This window comes from Rhodococcus sp. NPDC004095 (genome assembly GCF_053604015.1).
The window spans coordinates 256,496-272,666 of record NZ_JBSGGS010000005.1; the positions used below are offsets into that span (position 1 = coordinate 256,496).

At 69.4% G+C, this 16,171-nt stretch carries 12 protein-coding genes; 9 read left to right on the forward strand and 3 right to left on the reverse strand.

All coding sequences use genetic code 11. The features are described from left to right. Nucleotides 1–43 precede the first annotated feature (43 nt). The 3 genes from ACWEPG_RS11875 to ACWEPG_RS11885 all read left to right on the forward strand — a co-directional run bounded on the left by ACWEPG_RS11875 (nucleotide 44) and on the right by ACWEPG_RS11885 (nucleotide 4,019). On the forward strand, nucleotides 44–1,075 hold the full coding sequence (locus tag ACWEPG_RS11875) for an ATP-dependent 6-phosphofructokinase (RefSeq protein ID WP_450112185.1): 1,032 nt from the start codon (nucleotides 44–46) through the stop codon (nucleotides 1,073–1,075). 75 nt (nucleotides 1,076–1,150) lie between these two features. After that, a complete protein-coding gene (gene gatB / locus ACWEPG_RS11880) occupies nucleotides 1,151–2,662 on the forward strand; it encodes an Asp-tRNA(Asn)/Glu-tRNA(Gln) amidotransferase subunit GatB (RefSeq protein WP_450112186.1) in 1,512 nt (503 codons plus the stop codon). A 133-nt stretch (nucleotides 2,663–2,795) separates the two neighbouring features. Next, entirely contained in the window at nucleotides 2,796–4,019 is a 1,224-nt protein-coding gene (locus ACWEPG_RS11885; RefSeq protein ID WP_450112187.1) for a cation:proton antiporter, read from the forward strand. 56 nt (nucleotides 4,020–4,075) lie between these two features. On the opposite strand, the gene ACWEPG_RS11890 is transcribed toward ACWEPG_RS11885, so the two are convergent. Further along, the gene (locus ACWEPG_RS11890) at nucleotides 4,076–5,215 is read right to left on the reverse strand and encodes a PQQ-dependent sugar dehydrogenase (protein ID WP_450112188.1); all 1,140 of its coding nucleotides are present in this window, start codon (nucleotides 5,213–5,215) and stop codon (nucleotides 4,076–4,078) included. Between the two features lie 76 nt (nucleotides 5,216–5,291). Between ACWEPG_RS11890 and ACWEPG_RS11895 the strand changes: the two genes are divergently transcribed. Then, on the forward strand, nucleotides 5,292–6,113 hold the full coding sequence (locus ACWEPG_RS11895) for a DoxX family protein (protein ID WP_450112189.1): 822 nt from the start codon (nucleotides 5,292–5,294) through the stop codon (nucleotides 6,111–6,113). A gap of 88 nt (nucleotides 6,114–6,201) precedes the next feature. Here ACWEPG_RS11895 and ilvD read toward each other — a convergent pair whose 3' ends face one another. Beyond that, nucleotides 6,202–8,043, reverse strand: coding sequence for a dihydroxy-acid dehydratase (gene ilvD / locus ACWEPG_RS11900; RefSeq protein ID WP_450112190.1), 1,842 nt, complete (start codon nucleotides 8,041–8,043; stop codon nucleotides 6,202–6,204). A 188-nt stretch (nucleotides 8,044–8,231) separates the two neighbouring features. After that, nucleotides 8,232–8,774: a PH domain-containing protein gene (locus ACWEPG_RS11905; protein ID WP_450112191.1), complete on the reverse strand. Its 543-nt coding sequence runs from the start codon at nucleotides 8,772–8,774 to the stop codon at nucleotides 8,232–8,234. Nucleotides 8,775–9,058: 284 nt separating this feature from the next. Here ACWEPG_RS11905 and ACWEPG_RS11910 point away from each other — a divergent pair, with 284 nt between their 5' ends. From ACWEPG_RS11910 to serA, 5 genes are all read left to right on the forward strand, one after another. Continuing rightward, entirely contained in the window at nucleotides 9,059–11,002 is a 1,944-nt protein-coding gene (locus ACWEPG_RS11910; protein WP_450112192.1) for an acetolactate synthase large subunit, read from the forward strand. Next, nucleotides 10,999–11,502: an acetolactate synthase small subunit gene (gene ilvN / locus ACWEPG_RS11915; protein ID WP_387469874.1), complete on the forward strand. Its 504-nt coding sequence runs from the start codon at nucleotides 10,999–11,001 to the stop codon at nucleotides 11,500–11,502. The genes ACWEPG_RS11910 and ilvN overlap by 4 nt, the downstream gene beginning before the upstream one ends. A 63-nt stretch (nucleotides 11,503–11,565) precedes the next feature. Beyond that, complete coding sequence (gene ilvC, locus ACWEPG_RS11920; RefSeq protein WP_450112251.1) at nucleotides 11,566–12,567, forward strand: ketol-acid reductoisomerase; 1,002 nt, start codon at nucleotides 11,566–11,568, stop codon at nucleotides 12,565–12,567. 150 nt (nucleotides 12,568–12,717) lie between these two features. After that, nucleotides 12,718–14,406: a SulP family inorganic anion transporter gene (locus tag ACWEPG_RS11925; protein ID WP_450112193.1), complete on the forward strand. Its 1,689-nt coding sequence runs from the start codon at nucleotides 12,718–12,720 to the stop codon at nucleotides 14,404–14,406. 156 nt (nucleotides 14,407–14,562) lie between these two features. Continuing rightward, a complete protein-coding gene (serA, locus tag ACWEPG_RS11930; protein WP_450112194.1) occupies nucleotides 14,563–16,155 on the forward strand; it encodes a phosphoglycerate dehydrogenase in 1,593 nt (530 codons plus the stop codon). Nucleotides 16,156–16,171: the final 16 nt, after the last annotated feature.

The following is a 16,171-nucleotide window of genomic DNA, read 5'->3' on the forward strand; positions in this document are numbered from 1 at the left end:
TTGGTCACGGACCCAGCCGAGGGTGCGCGGACAGGGGTGTGCGATGACGAAGGTCGGGATTCTCACCAGTGGCGGTGACTGCCCGGGACTGAACGCGGTCATCCGGGGTGCGGTGCTCAAGGGCACCACCGTGTACGGGCAGCAGTTCGTCGGGTTCCTCGACGGGTGGCGCGGCCTGGTCGAGGGCGATGTGATGGACCTCGACCGCCCGACCGTCCGAGGGTTGTCGCACGAGGGCGGAACCATCTTGGGCACCAGTCGATTCGGTCCGTACCAGGGCCCGCACGGAGGGCCGGAGAACATCGCGCGAACCATGGAACGCCTCGGTGTCGACTCGGTGATCGCGATCGGTGGTGAGGGCACCGCGGCCGCCTCGCAGCGTCTGTACGACGCGGGCATCAAGATCGTCGGGGTCCCCAAGACCATCGACAACGACGTCGACCAGACCGACTACACCTTCGGCTTCGACACCGCCGTCGAGATCGCCACCGAGGCGATCGACCGGCTGCGCACCACCGGCAACTCGCACAAACGGTGCATGGTGCTCGAGGTGATGGGGCGCGGCGCCGGCTGGATCGCGCTGCACTCGGGCACCGCGGGCGGTGCGCACGCGATCCTCATCCCCGAGCACCCGGAGAGCATCGAACAGATCTGCGCGTGGGTCACCAGCGTCCGGGATCGGGGTCGCGCGCCGATGGTCGTCGTCGCCGAGGGGTTCACCCTGCCGGACATGACCGAGGCGTACTCGACGAAGGGGCTCGACGGGTTCGACCGGCCGCGCCTCGGCGGCGTTGCCGAGGTGCTGGCGCCGATGATCGAGGAACGCACCGGGATCGAGTCACGCGCGACCGTGCTCGGGTACATCCAGCGTGGCGGCGTGCCCACGGCCTTCGACCGGGTTCTCGCGACCCGCCTCGGGATGGCGGTCACCGACCTCGTCGCGCGGCAGGAGTGGGGAAACATGGTCGCGTTGCGCGGCACCGACATCGTGCAGGTGCACTTCGACGAGGCCCTCGCCGACCACAAGAGTGTCCCGCTGGAGCGATATCAGGAGATGCGGGTCATCTTCGGCTGAGCCGGATGCGAGTCGTGCCCGGCCGAGCCGGATGCGAGTCGTCCCTCCCCGGCGGGGGCGAATAAACTCGGGACCATGACTGCCGCCATGTCCGATGCCCTGCTCGCCTACGACGAGGTGCTCGCGAAGTTCGAGCCCGTGATGGGCATGGAGGTGCACGTCGAGCTGCACACCGCCACCAAGATGTTCTGCGGCTGCCCGACCACGTTCGGAGCCGAGCCGAACACCCAGGTGTGCCCCGTGTGCCTGGGCCTTCCGGGTTCGCTGCCGGTGGTCAACCGGTCCGCGGTCGAGTCCGCGATCCGGATCGGTCTCGCGCTGAACTGTTCGATCACCCCGTGGGGACGGTTCGCGCGCAAGAACTACTTCTACCCGGACCAGCCGAAGAACTACCAGATCTCCCAGTACGACGAGCCGATCGCCACCAACGGCTACCTCGACGTGGTCCTCGACGACGGCACCACCTGGCGGGTCGACATCGAGCGGGCGCACATGGAGGAGGACACCGGCAAGTCGCTGCACGTCGGCGGCGCGACGGGACGCATCCACGGCGCCAGCCACTCGCTGCTCGACTACAACCGCGCCGGTGTGCCGCTGGTCGAGATCGTCACCAAGCCGATCACCGGTGCCGGCGAGCGGGCACCGGAGGTTGCGCGCGCCTACGTCACCGCGCTGCGGGACCTGCTCAAGGCCCTCGACGTCTCCGACGTCCGGATGGATCAGGGGTCGATGCGCTGCGACGCGAACATCTCCCTGATGCCGATCGGTGCGCAGGAGTTCGGCACCCGCACCGAGACCAAGAACGTCAACTCGCTCAAGTCCGTCGAGGTCGCGGTGCGCTACGAGATGCGCCGGCAGGCGGCGGTCCTGGTGTCCGGCGGTGAGGTGATCCAGGAGACCCGGCACTTCCAGGAGGCCGACGGCACCACGTCCGCCGGGCGCCGTAAGGAGACCGCCGAGGACTACCGCTACTTCCCCGAGCCCGATCTCGAACCGGTCGCACCGAACGCCGAATGGGTCGAGGAACTGCGTGGCACCCTGCCCGAGCTGCCGTGGCTGCGCCGCGCCCGGATCCAGGCCGAGTGGGGCGTGTCCGACGAGGTGATGCGCGACCTGGTCAACGCAGGCGCGCTCGACCTGGTCATTGCCACCACCGAGGCCGGTGCGCCCGCCGACGCGGCGCGGTCCTGGTGGGTGTCCTACCTGACGCAGCAGGCCAACACCCGCGGCGTCGAACTTGCCGATCTGCCGATCACCCCGGCTCAGGTTGCTCAGGTCGTCGCGCTGATCGACAGCGGCAAGCTCAACAACAAGGTCGCCCGTCAGGTCGTCGACCACGTGCTCGCCGGCGAGGGCGACCCGGAGCAGGTCGTCGCCGCCCACCCGGAGCTGGTCGTGGTTCGTGACGACACCCTGATCAAGTCCGCCGTCGACGAGGCTCTGGCCGCGAACCCCGATGTCGCGGAGAAGATCCGCAGCGGCAAGGTCGCCGCGGCGGGCGCCATCGTCGGCGCCGTCATGAAGGCCACCAAGGGACAGGCCGACCCGGCCCGCGTCAAGGAACTGGTCATCGAGGCCTGCTCCTGACCCACACCGGCTGACGCCGGGTGCGCGGTTGCCGTCGTCGCCTCTGACGCGATGCGACGGTATCTGCACACTCGGCGGGCCGGACCGGCGCGGGCTGACCCGAAACGAGCTGCGCGGCCACCATAATCGGGCAATGCCCTCGGTCGGAGCCTCCCTCTTCTGGATAGCCCTGTGCGCGGTGATCGCGCCGCTGCTCGCGGGTCTGGTGCCGCGCAAGCTGGTGCCCGAGGTCGTGCTGCTGTTGATCGCGGGCATCGTCATCGGCCCGCACGTCCTCGATCTCGCGGTCCAGGGGCCGGAGATCGGGCTGCTGCGTGAACTCGGGCTGGGCATGCTGTTCCTGCTCGCCGGCTACGAGATCGACACCGACGAGCTGACCGGGCGGGGCGGACGCCGCGCGTTGGTCACCTGGCTGGTGTGTCTTGCGCTCGCGTTCACCGTGATCGGACTGCTCGGGATGGCCGAGGTGATCAATGCCGAGGTCGCGATCGCGATCGCGCTGACCTCGACCGCACTCGGCACGTTGCTCCCGATCCTCAAGGACAGCGGGGTGATCGACACCCGACTCGGGAAGACGGTGCTCAACCACGGCGCGGTCGGGGAACTCGGGCCGGTCGTCGCGATGGCGGTGCTGCTCGGCTCGCGCGGCACCGTCGGTTCGCTGATCGTGCTGGCGCTGTTCGCCGCTGCGGCGGTGGGCGTCGCGTTCATTCCGGCGACGGTGCGCCGTGAGGGCTCGAAGGTGCTCTCGATCATCCGCCTCGGGTCCGAGACGACAGCCCAGACCACGGTGCGGTTGACGATCCTGCTGCTGGTCTCGCTCGGGGCGCTGGCGAGTATCTTCGACGTGGACGGCATCCTGGCCGCGTTCGCCGCCGGCTTCATCCTCCGCCGGGCGTTCCCGCGCGGAGACGAGAAGCTCGAGGCCAAGCTCGACGGGTTGGCGTTCGGACTGCTCATCCCGATCTTCTTCGTCACCTCGGGCATGTCGATCGACGTGTCCGCGGTGGCCGCCCATCCCGGCGTCCTGGTGGCCTTCTTCCTGCTGATCCTGCTGGTGCGTGGGTTGCCGGTGTTCGTCGCGGAGCGCTTCGACCGGGGCGGCGACGGGGCGCAGCAACCACCGACGGTCCGCGAGCGGGCCCGGGTGGCGCTGTACGCGGCGACGGGTCTGCCGCTGATCGTCGCGGTCACCGAGGTCGCGGTGAACGCGGGACAGATGACCACGGCGAACGCGTCGATCCTCGTCGCGGCCGGGGCGATCACCGTCCTCCTGCTGCCCACCGCCGCATCGCTTCTCGGCGGATCGAGACGGGACGCGGCCGCCGTGCCGCAACCCGCTGGCGAGACGAGCTGACCGGAGGGAGACGGCGGTCCGCGGATTCGCCGTTGCAGCGCCCGCGGGGCGCGCGGTCAGTCGAAGCCGCCGCCGCCCTGGGGTGCGGGGATCCGGACCACGCGGTCGTCGCTCGGAGCCGGGACGTCGCCACCGGACTTGTTCACCGTCGACACCCACACCTCGCTGTTCGCGCCGAGGGCGGCCCCGCCGAGTCGGCCGTACTTGTCCTGCGCGACAAGGGACGGTGCGGCCTGGGCGGCACCGGTGTGCGCGTCGAGCGGCAGCACCGCGAGGGCCTTGCCCGCCGACAGGGACACCGCGATGCCGCCGTCGACCGGGGTGCACCCGGCCACCCCGGGACGATCGGGCCAGGTCCACACCGGCATCCCGGTGGCGCCGTCGGCCGCGACCCGCTGCAGGCGGTCCTCGAGGACGGTCCGGTCGGTGATCCAGACGCCACCACGGGGGTCCGGGCAGACGTCGCCGGCGGTACCGATCCCGGACAGCACGATCTGGGGCATCGGCTGCACCGGCGCCGGTGTCAGGGCGGTCACCCGCAGGACCTTTCCGGCCAGCGATCCGGGATCGTTTGCCGCAGAGGGGTTCCCGGCATCGCCGGTGAGAACGGTCAACTCGTCGGGGGCGGTGAAGAGGAGTGCGCCCGCATTCCCGCTCGCGCCGCGCGGAATGCCGGTGAGCACGTCCTTCGGGGTGTCGCCGGGGGCGATCCGCACCACCCGGTTGTCGCCACCGGTGGTGACGTACGCGTACAGCAGGTTGTCCTCGGTGTACGTGGGGGAGAGCGCGACGTCGAGTAGTCCGCCGTCGCCGGATCCGTCGACGGCGAGCCGGGCCACCTCCTGGACGGGTGTGCCGGGCGTCACCCGCAGGATCCGTCCGGTCCGACGCTCGGTCACCAGCACCGACTGCCCGCCGGGCAGCATCGTGACCGAACCGGTGGTGTCCAGGCAGGTGGCAACCACGGCCGGGTCGGGATCGGCGCAGGGCATCGGTGTGGCGGTCGGCGCGGCCGCACCCGGTGTCGGGGTGGGCGGTGCACTGGGCTCGCGGGGTCGGACCTCCCCGGCGGAGAACGACGGTACCGGGGTGAACGGGCTGGACGCGCTGTCGTCGAAGCGTGCGCAGCCGGCGACGGCGACCGCGGCGAGGGTGGACAGCACCGCGGTGCGGTACGCCGCACGAGAGATCGCCATACCTGGCACGGTACGACAAACGTTGTCCCGCGCGCCGAACCGGTCGGTGGTCCTCACCCGTTCTACGCTGGGATTCGTGACCGACAACCCGCGACAGAACACGGACACCGAGAGTTTCGGCCGGTCCGCGTCCAGCCCGTTCGACCAGCCGACGGAACGGTTTCCGACCACCGACGACGACCTCGGGTTGATGCCGACCGAGCAGATTCCGACGTACTCCGGGGCCCGCATCCCGGACCCGGAGGACGACGTGGTGGCTCCCGCCATGCATCCGACCGAGGAACTGCGGACCGCCGACTCCTACGACCGCGAGCTGGCGGCCGCGCTGGCCGCGCCTGTCGCGGCACCCGAGGTGGTGGCACCGACGCCGGCGCCGGTCACCCCACGAGGCACGCTCGACCTCGGGCTGCTCGTGCTGCGGGTGGCGGTGGGTGCGTTGGCGCTCGCGCACGGGCTGCAGAAACTGTTCGGCCTCTGGGGCGGGCCGGGTCTCGACGGTTTCGAGATGTATCTCGTCGACTCCGGGTATCAGCAGGCGAAGCTGCTGGCCACCGCCGGGGCGATCGGTGAGGTCGTGGCCGGTGGGTTCCTGATCCTCGGCCTGTTCACCCCGCTCGCCGCCGCCGGGTTGCTCGCCGTGCTGATCAACGCGTGGTGCGTCCGGCAGGCCGCCGAACCCGGACTGCAGTGGTTCGCGCCGGACGGTCCCGAACTCGAACTGCTCCTGGTGGCGATGCTGGTCGCGATCATCCTCGCCGGCCCGGGCCGGATCTCGGTCGAGGGACGGCGCAAGTGGGCCACCCGCCCGCACGTCGGGTCGTTCCTGGCGTTGGTGCTCGGTGTCGCGGGCGGTGTGTGCCTGTGGATCTTCCTGAACGGGGCGAATCCACTGGTCTGACCGGGCCGGGCGCGAACCCGAACGGCCGGAAGCAGGCAGTCGATCGGATCGACTGCCTGCTTCCGTTGTTCTGTCTCGTGCCGTGGAGTTACGGGACCTGTCGGACCGCGCCCTTGTCCGCGGAGGTGGCCAGCGCCGCGTAGGCGCGCAGCGCGGTGGTCACGGTGCGCTGCCGGTCGACCGGCTGCCACGGGCGCTCGGACGCCTCCATCTTCGCGCGCCGCTCGGCGAGCACGCCGTCGTCGACGAGCACCTCGAGGGTGCGGGTCGCGACGTCGATCCGGATCTGGTCGCCGTTCTCGACGAGTCCGATCACGCCACCGGCCGCGGCCTCGGGGGAGATGTGGCCGATGGACAGGCCGGAGGTGCCGCCCGAGAAGCGGCCGTCGGTGATCAGCGCGCACACCTTGCCGAGACCGGCGCCCTTGAGGAATGCGGTCGGGTGCAACATCTCCTGCATGCCGGGACCGCCCTTGGGGCCCTCGTAGCGGACCACGATCACGTCGCCCGGCTTGATCTGCTTCTGCAGGATCACCGAGACCGCCTCCTCCTGCGACTCGACGACGACCGCCGGGCCCTGGAAGGAGAAGAGGTCTTCGTCGATGCCCGCCGTCTTGAGGATCGCGCCGTCGACGGCGATGTTGCCGCGCAGCACGCAGAGGCCGCCCTCGACGGTGTAGGCGTGCTCGAGGTCGCGGATGCAGCCGCCCTCGGCGTCGGTGTCGAGCGCGCTCCACCGGTTGTCGGTCGAGAACGGCTCGGTGGTGCGGACGCCACCGGGCGCGGCGTGGAACAGTTCGAGCGCCTCGTCGGACGCCTTGCCGGAGCGGATGTCCCAGGTGTCGAGCCACTCGTCGAAGCTCTTGGTGTGCACCGTGGAGACCTCGGTCTCCAGCAGGCCGGCGCGACGGAGCTCCCCGAGCAGGGCGGGGATGCCACCGGCGCGGTGCACGTCCTCCATGTGGTAGTCGGAGTTCGGGGAGACCTTCGACAGGCACGGCACCCGGCGGCTGATCTCGTCGATGGTGGACAGGTCGAAGTCGACCTCGCCCTCCTGAGCCGCGGCGAGGGTGTGCAGCACCGTGTTGGTGGAACCGCCCATCGCGACGTCGAGCGCCATTGCGTTGCGGAAGGCCTTGGGGGTGGCGATGTTACGGGGCAGGACCGACTCGTCCTCGTCGCGGTAGTAGCGCAGCGCGGCCTCGACGACGGTGGTGCCGGCCTTGCTGAACAGCGCGCGGCGGGCCTCGTGAGTGGCCAGCGTCGAACCGTTGCCCGGCAGCGCGAGGCCGAGAGCCTCGGTGAGGCAGTTCATCGAGTTCGCGGTGAACATGCCCGAGCACGAACCACACGTCGGGCACGCGCTGCGCTCGACCTCGTCGAGGCCCTCCTCGGACACGGAGTCGTTGGCGCTCGCGGAGATCGCGGTGATCAGGTCGGTGGGAGCCTGCGCGACGCCTCCGACCACGACGGCCTTGCCGGCCTCCATCGGACCGCCGGAGACGAACACCGTCGGGATGTTCAGGCGCATCGCGGCATTGAGCATGCCGGGAGTGATCTTGTCGCAGTTGGAGATGCACACCAGCGCGTCGGCGGTGTGGGCGTTGACCATGTACTCGACCGAGTCGGCGATGATCTCGCGGCTCGGCAGCGAGTACAGCATGCCTCCGTGGCCCATCGCGATGCCGTCGTCGACGGCGATCGTGTGGAATTCGCGCGGGACACCGCCGGCGGCGCGGACGGCCTCGGCGACGATCTCGCCGACGTTCTTGAGGTGCACGTGACCCGGGACGAACTGGGTGTAGGAGTTCGCGATCGCGACGATCGGCTTGCCGAAGTCGGAGTCCGTCATTCCGGTGGCACGCCACAGCGAGCGGGCTCCGGCAGCGTTGCGTCCGACAGTGGTGGTGCGTGACCTCAGCGGGGGCATGGGTGTCCTTCGCTCATCGGGGCGCGTCCGCCGGGCCGGTGGGCTGGGACCGTCGGGTGCGCCGTGAATCGTCGAACCCGACGTGCGGGGCTGTTTCGGACGGTCACAGGGGCTGTGCCCAGGAGGTCGACAGAGCCGAAGGACCGCCCGACCGACGTCGGGTGCTCGTCGTCAACGGTACGCGCGTGTTATTCGGTGTCCGGAGCCGACTCGGCCCCATGCTCCTCGGCGGCCTCGCGTTCGGCCCGCTCCTGCTCGCGCCGTTCGCGTTCGATGCGGTCGGCGACCGCGTACGGGTCGGTGACCCGGCCGCCGCTCGCCTCGGCGATCAGGGGGAGCCGACCGAAGGTGACCACCGGCAGTGTCTTCTCGGTGCCGTCGGTCAGTTCGGCGCGCGCCCAGCCGCTGCGCTTCGGGAACCGGATGCCCTTCACCTGGTCCCAGGTGATCACCTCGCTGCTGAACGGTCGGCGAACGTGCAGGCCGACGGTGTCGACGACGGTCCGGACGCGCAGCATCCAGTAGGCGACGGCGATCGGGATCAGCCACAGGACCGACACCCACGGCGGGCTGGGGAAGATCACGAAGCTCAACCCGAAGGCGAGCAGGAACACCCCGAGCAGGCCGAGGCTCGAGATCTGGATGGAATGCCGGACCGGCTCCGTCGCGGCGGCGGGCTCGGCGGCGGTGTGGGACGGCTCGCCGGTGTGGGAGGATGAGGGCGGTGGCACGGGCTGCGATGGGGACGACACAGCACCATCCTCGCATTGCGGCCGGCGCTTCTCACATTCTGGAACAGCTTGCTCAAAAAGTTGACTGTTCACCCTTGACGCGCCTACCTTCGATCGCGTGAAGCAGAATGAGTTGCTCGTAATCGGCCGGCGCGTCGTCGCCTGAGTCGATTCCACGTCAACTCGCAAAGCACGACGCGCCACCCTCGTACAGCAGACAATGCTGACGGGGGTTTTTTGTTGCCCGGAGTCAGCTCGAACCGTCAACGCCAGAGGAATCACCAGTGAGCGCACCAACCGCACGGCCGCAGCCCACGCCGCGCAAGACCGGGGCTCAGCCCGGCCCCACGGCGGCCGCACCCCAGCCCGGAACCCGACGCCAGGTCGCCCCCGAGCGGGTCACCGGCGCCCAGTCTGTCGTCCGCGCACTCGAAGAGCTCGAGGTGGACACCGTGTTCGGTATTCCCGGCGGCGCGGTCCTCCCGGTCTACGACCCGCTCTTCGATTCGCAGAAGGTTCGGCACGTCCTCGTCCGGCACGAGCAGGGCGCCGGCCACGCGGCGACCGGCTACGCGCAGGCGACCGGCAAGGTCGGTGTCTGCATGGCCACCTCCGGTCCCGGTGCCACCAACCTGGTGACCCCCCTCGCGGACGCCCAGATGGACTCGGTCCCCGTCGTCGCGATCACCGGCCAGGTCGGTCGCGGTCTGATCGGCACCGACGCATTCCAGGAAGCCGACATCTCCGGCATCACCATGCCGATCACCAAGCACAACTTCCTGATCACCGACGGCATCGACATCCCGCGCATCATGGCCGAGGCGTTCTACCTGGCGTCCTCGGGACGTCCGGGTGCCGTCCTCGTCGACATCCCGAAGGACGTGCTGCAGGCGCAGACGACGTTCTCCTGGCCGCCGGAGATGCGGCTGCCCGGCTACCGCCCGGTGTCCAAGCCGCACGGCAAGCAGGTGCGTGAGGCGGCGCGGCTGATCGCGGAGTCCAAGTCGCCCGTGTTCTACGTCGGTGGCGGCGTCATCAAGGCCGAGGCCAGTGCGGAGCTGCTCGCGCTCGCGGAACTGACCGGCATCCCGGTGGTCACCACCCTGATGGCGCGTGGCGCGTTCCCCGACAGTCACCCGCTGCACTGCGGCATGCCCGGCATGCACGGCGCGGTCGCCGCCGTGGCCGCACTGCAGAAGTCGGACCTGCTGATCACCCTCGGTGCCCGCTTCGACGACCGGGTCACCGGCCAGCTCGACTCGTTCGCACCCGACGCCAAGGTCATCCACGCGGACATCGACCCCGCGGAGATCGGCAAGAACCGCTACGCGGACGTGCCGATCGTCGGTGACTGCAAGGAGGTCATCGTCGAGCTGATCGAGGCGATCCGCGCCGACCAGGCCACCGGCACCACCCTGGACCTGACCACGTGGTGGGAGTACCTCGACGGTCTCCGCAAGACCTACCCGCTGGCGTACGGCAAGCCGTCCGACGGCGCCCTCTCGCCCGAGTTCGTCATCGAGGCCGTCGGCCGGCTCGCCGGACCCGACGCCATCTACTGCGCCGGCGTCGGCCAGCACCAGATGTGGGCCGCGCAGTTCGTCAAGTACGAGAAGCCGCGCACCTGGCTCAACTCCGGTGGCCTCGGCACCATGGGTTACGCGGTCCCCGCCGCGATGGGCGCCAAGATGGGCATGCCGGACAGGGAAGTGTGGGCCATCGACGGTGACGGCTGCTTCCAGATGACCAACCAGGAGCTCGCGACCTGCGCGGTCGAGGGCGTGCCGATCAAGGTCGCGCTGATCAACAACGGCAACCTCGGCATGGTGCGGCAGTGGCAGACCCTCTTCTACGAGGAGCGCTACTCGAACACCAACCTGGGAACGCACGGCACGGTCCGGATCCCCGACTTCGTCAAGCTCGGTGAGGCCCTGGGCTGCCATTCCATCCGCGTCGAGCGTGAGGAGGACGTGGAGGCCGCGATCCGCGAGGCGCAGTCGATCAACGACAAGCCGGTCGTCATCGACTTCATCGTCGGCGCGGACGCCCAGGTGTGGCCGATGGTCGCCGCGGGCACCAGCAACGACGAGATCCAGGCGGCGCGGGGCTTCCGTCCGCTGTTCGACGACGACGAGGCCGCCGCCGAGCCTGCCGTCATCCACGAGGCCATGGAGCGCGAGCAGCGCTCCGGCGCCGCCGCTGCCACCGAAACGGAGGACACCAAGTGAGCACCAGTCACACCCTCAGCGTTCTCGTCGAGGACAAGCCGGGCGTGCTGGCGCGAGTCGCGGCGCTGTTCTCCCGGCGTGGGTTCAACATCGAGTCCCTCGCCGTCGGTGGCACCGAGCTGCCCGACATCTCGCGCATGACGATCGTCGTCACCGTCGACGAGTTCCCGCTCGAGCAGGTCACCAAGCAGCTGAACAAGCTCGTCAACGTCATCAAGATCGTCGAGCAGGAAGGCGAGGCTTCGGTCGCGCGGGAGCTCGTGCTGATCAAGGTGCGTGCCGACGCCAGTGTGCGCACCCAGGTCATCGAGACGGTGAACCTGTTCCGCGCCAAGGTGATCGACGTCTCGCCCGAGTCGCTCACCGTCGAGGCGACCGGCACCCGGTCCAAGCTCGACGCGCTGCTGCGGATGCTCGACCCGTACGGCATCAGGGAGATCGTCCAGTCCGGTGTCGTCGCCGTCGGACGTGGCCCGAAGTCGATCACGGCCACTCGCTAGCTAAGTTCTACATATTCACGCAAGGCTCTAACCAGAGGAGAGGTAATACCAGTGGCAGTCGAGATGTTCTACGACGATGACGCCGACCTGTCGATCATCCAGGGCCGCAAGGTCGCGGTGATCGGCTACGGCAGCCAGGGCCACGCGCACTCGCTGAGCCTGCGCGACTCCGGTGTCGACGTCCGCATCGGCCTCAAGGAGGGCTCGAAGTCCCGCGCGAAGGCCGAGGAGCAGGGCCTGACCGTCGGCACCCCGGCGGAGGTCTCGGAGTGGGCCGACGTGATCATGGTGCTCGCACCCGACACCGCGCAGGCGTCGATCTTCAAGAACGACATCGAGCCGAACCTCAAGGACGGCGACGCGCTGTTCTTCGGTCACGGCCTCAACATCCACTTCGACCTGATCAAGGCTCCGGAGTTCGTCACCGTCGGCATGGTCGCCCCGAAGGGCCCCGGCCACCTGGTGCGCCGCCAGTTCGTCGACGGCAAGGGCGTTCCGGCCCTGATCGCCGTCCACCAGGACCCGAAGGGTGAGGGCCAGGCCCTGGCTCTGTCCTACGCCAAGGGCATCGGCGGCACCCGCGCCGGCGTCATCAAGACCACGTTCAAGGAAGAGACCGAGACCGACCTCTTCGGCGAGCAGGCCGTGCTCTGCGGTGGCACCGAGGAGCTCGTCAAGACCGGCTTCGAGGTCATGGTCGAGGCCGGCTACGCGCCCGAGATGGCCTACTTCGAGGTGCTGCACGAGCTCAAGCTCATCGTCGACCTCATGTACGAGGGCGGCATCGCCCGCATGAACTACTCGGTCTCCGACACCGCCGAGTTCGGTGGCTACCTCTCCGGCCCGCGCGTCATCGACGCCGGCACCAAGGAGCGCATGAAGGAGATCCTGGCGGACATCCAGTCCGGCGAGTTCACCCGCCGCCTGGTCGCCAACGTCGAGAACGGCAACACCGAGCTCGAGGGCCTGCGCAAGGCGAACGCCGAGCACCCGATCGAGGTCACCGGCAAGAAGCTGCGCGACCTGATGAGCTGGGTCGATCGCCCGATCACCGAAACCGCTTAGGCGGCTGCGCCACCCGTGCGCTGATTTCACCCTTCACGGGTGAGAGCGCGGACGGCGCGAAGCGCATTTCGGGACCCGATGTCCCTCTCCGGCAGTGCACACTGTTCGGGAGGACATCGGGTCCTCGCGTTTTTGCGAGGCGGTGGGCGCATGGCACGTGAATCGTTGTTGCGCACGTGGTTACCGGGCGTCGTGGTCGCCCGGAACTATGAGCGGTCCTGGCTGCGTTCCGACATCACCGCCGGTATCGCGCTGACCGCACTGCTGATCCCGGCCGGGATGGGCTATGCGCAGGCGGCAGGTCTTCCGCCGGAGACCGGCCTGTACGCGACCATCGTGCCGCTCGTCGTCTACGCCCTGGTCGGTCCCTCCAAGATCCTGGTGCTCGGCCCCGACTCCTCACTCGCCCCGATCATCGGCGCGGCCGTCCTCCCGCTCGCTGCAGGAAGTCCGGACCGGGCCGTCGCCCTCGCGGGACTGCTCGCGATCCTCATGGGCGCGATCCTGATCGTCGGCGGACTGCTCAGACTGGGCTTCGTCACCGACCTGCTGTCCAAACCGATCCGGCTCGGCTACCTGAACGGTATCGCGCTGGTCGTCGTCGTCAGCCAGATCCCGAAACTGCTCGGATTCTCCGTCGACGGGGTCAACCTGATCGACGAGATCCGGCAGACGGTGTCCGCGATCGTCGGAGGCGAGATCGACGGCCGAGCGGCGGCCATCGGTGTCGGCGGTATCGCGGTGATCCTGGCGTTCAAGCTGTTCCACAGTCGCATCCCCGGTGTGCTGGTCGCCGTGATCGGATCGATCGTGGTCGCATATCTGCTCGGCCTCGCCGACGAGATCCCGATGGCCGGCGCACTGCCACACGGTCTGCCCGCGCCCGCCCTCGGCGGCCTGCAGTGGTCGGACGTCGGCGAACTGATCGGGCCCGCAGCGGGAATCGCGCTCGTCGCATTCGCCGACACCGGCGTCCTGTCGCGGACGTTCGCGGCCCGCCGCGGCGAATCCGTGGACGGCAGTCACGAGATGCGGGCGATCGGGACCGCGAATGTCGCGAGCGGACTGCTCGGCGGGTTCCCGATGTCGGCGAGCTCCTCCCGAACACCGGTCGCCGAACAGAACGGTGCCCGAACGCAGCTCGCCGGTGTGGTCGGGGCGGTCCTGATCGTGGTGTTCATCCTGGTCGCGCCGCGTGTCACCGCCTACCTGCCGTCGGCTGCCCTGGCCGCCGTCGTGATCGTCGCTGCGACGTCGCTCGTCGACATCCGGAGCATTGTCGAGATGTGGCACATGAGCCGGGTCGAGACCGGCCTCGCGATCGCCGCGTTCCTCGGGGTCGCCCTCGTCGGGGTACTCGAGGGCATCCTCGTCGCGATAGCCCTGTCCTTCGTGTCGGTGGTGGTGCACGCGTGGCGTCCCTACCGGACCGAGCTGGTGGTGACGCCGGAGGTGGCCGGCTATCACGACATCAAGCGCTACCCGTCCGGTGCCCGGATCCCGGGATTGGCGATCGTGCGGTTCGACGCGCAACTGTTCTTCGCCAACGGCGCGATCTTCGACGACTACACCCGACGGGTCGTAGCCCGTGCGCCGGAGCCCGTCCAGTGGGTGGTCATCGCCGCCGAACCCATCACCGGTGTCGACACGACCGCGATGGACGAACTCGTCGAACTCGATCAGTACCTGTCCGGCAACGGGATTCAACTCGTCTTCGCCGAAATGAAGGACCCGGTCAAGGACAAGCTGCGCGCGCTCGGACTGGGGGAGCGGTTCGGGACCGACCACTTCTATCCGACCATCGACACGGCGGTGGAGGCGTTCCGGAGCCGGTCGTGAACACTTCCGTCGGCGTCCACGATGTGGTATTGCCGACCCGCGGGGTGATATCGGGCCGTCCGGGCCACTAAGCTGTTCGGGTCACGAACTCGTGGGCGCCGATGGGGCCCGGTTCGCGGACGATCCGCCCAGACACCTAGCACAGGGAGTTCACTCGTGAGCCAGAATGGCCGCCCCGTTGTCCTGATCGCCGACAAGCTCGCACAATCGACCGTCGATGCGCTCGGAGACGGTGTCGAGGTGCGTTGGGTGGACGGCCCGGACCGTCCCGCCCTGCTGGCCGCCGTGCCGGAGGCCGACGCGCTGCTGGTGCGCTCCGCGACCACCGTCGACGCCGAGGTGCTCGCCGCCGCGACCAAGCTGAAGATCGTCGGCCGCGCGGGCGTCGGCCTCGACAACGTCGACATCCCGGCCGCGACCGAGCGTGGCGTGATGGTCGTCAACGCCCCCACCTCGAACATCCACTCCGCCGCCGAGCACGCCGTGTCGCTGCTGCTGTCGACCGCCCGCCAGATCCCGGCCGCCGACCGCACCCTGCGTGAGAAGACCTGGAAGCGGTCCAGCTTCAACGGCACCGAGATCCTCGGCAAGACCGTCGGCGTCGTCGGCCTCGGTCGCATCGGCCAGCTGTTCGCCCAGCGCCTCGCCGCGTTCGAGACCAACGTCATCGCGTACGACCCCTACCTGCCCGCCGCGCGCGCCGCGCAGCTCGGCATCGAACTGGTCGACATCGACGAGCTCGTCGAGCGCGCCGACTTCATCTCCGTGCACCTGCCGAAGACCAAGGAGACCGCCGGCCTGATCAACGCCGAGCGCCTCGCCAAGGCCAAGGACGGCGTCATCATCGTCAACGCCGCCCGCGGCGGCCTGATCGACGAGGACGCGCTCTACGACGCGCTCGTCGGCGGCAAGGTCCGTGCCGCCGGCCTCGACGTGTTCAACACCGAGCCGTGCACCGATTCCAAGCTGTTCGACCTCGACAACGTCGTCGTCACCCCGCACCTCGGCGCCTCCACCTCCGAGGCGCAGGACCGCGCAGGCACCGACGTCGCGAAGAGTGTCCTGCTGGCCCTGGCCGGCGAGTTCGTGCCCGACGCCGTCAACGTCTCCGGTGGCCCGGTCGGCGAAGAGGTCGCACCGTGGCTCGAGCTGGTCCGCAAGCTCGGCCTGATCGCCGGCACGCTGTCCCCGGAAGCCGTGCAGAACGTGCAGGTCGTCGTCAGCGGTGAACTGTCCGCCGAGAACGTCGACATCCTCGGACTGGCGGCGCTGCGTGGTCTGTTCTCCGCGAGCAGCGACGAGGCCGTCACCTTCGTCAACGCCCCGCAGCTCGCCGAGCAGCGTGGGGTCGCGGTCGAGGTCGACAAGCACAGCGAGGCACTGACGCACCGCAGCGCCGTCGAGGTGCGCGCGGTCGCCGCGGACGGCACCGTCACCGCCGTTGCGGGCGCGCTGACCGGTCTCCAGCAGGTCGAGAAGATCGTCAACATCAACGGCCGCAGCTTCGACCTGCGCGCCGAGGGCCACAACATCGTGGTCCACTACGCGGATCGTCCCGGTGTGCTCGGTGTGCTCGGCACGGTGCTCGGCACCGCCGGCATCGACATCCAGGCCGCCGCGTTGAGCCAGGACGTCGAGGGCGAGGGCGCCACCGTCATCCTGCGTGTCGACCGTGTCGTCGGTGACGCCGAGGTCGCGCAGGTCGTGGAGAAGCTCGACGCCCGCGTCGCGCAGGTCGACCTGTCCTGATCCCCCCCATCTCCAC